Source organism: Stenotrophomonas sp. SrG (assembly GCF_050031795.1).
GTDB lineage: Bacteria > Pseudomonadota > Gammaproteobacteria > Xanthomonadales > Xanthomonadaceae > Stenotrophomonas > Stenotrophomonas rhizophila_A.
The window spans coordinates 1-247 of sequence record NZ_JBNBBE010000726.1 but is presented as its reverse complement, the minus strand read 5'-3'; the positions used below and the strand labels follow the sequence as shown (position 1 = coordinate 247).

The following is a 247-nucleotide window of genomic DNA, read 5'->3' as shown; positions in this document are numbered from 1 at the left end:
CACGTGTACGCCGGCTCCGTGGAACTGTCCGCGCCGGTCCTGGAGCAGCTGGAGTTGTCGCGCGCCCTGCGTTACGACAACTACGAAAGCGGCGAAGGCAAGGCCACCCCGAAGTTCGGCGTGCAGTGGACCCCGGTGGACTGGGTGGCACTGCGTGCCCCCTACGCGGAAGGCGTCCGGGCGCCGAATCCTGGCGAGTCCGGCGACGGCGGCCTGGCGGCGGGCTCCGCCGCGGGGGGTCCCGGGG

Annotated in this window: 1 protein-coding gene; it reads left to right on the top strand. The window is 73.3% G+C overall.

The genetic code is table 11. The annotated features are described in order from the left end of the window. Window positions 1-247 (top strand): TonB-dependent receptor domain-containing protein (locus ACQG3P_RS21495; RefSeq protein WP_426806188.1); only part of this gene is annotated, 247 nt, incomplete at both ends.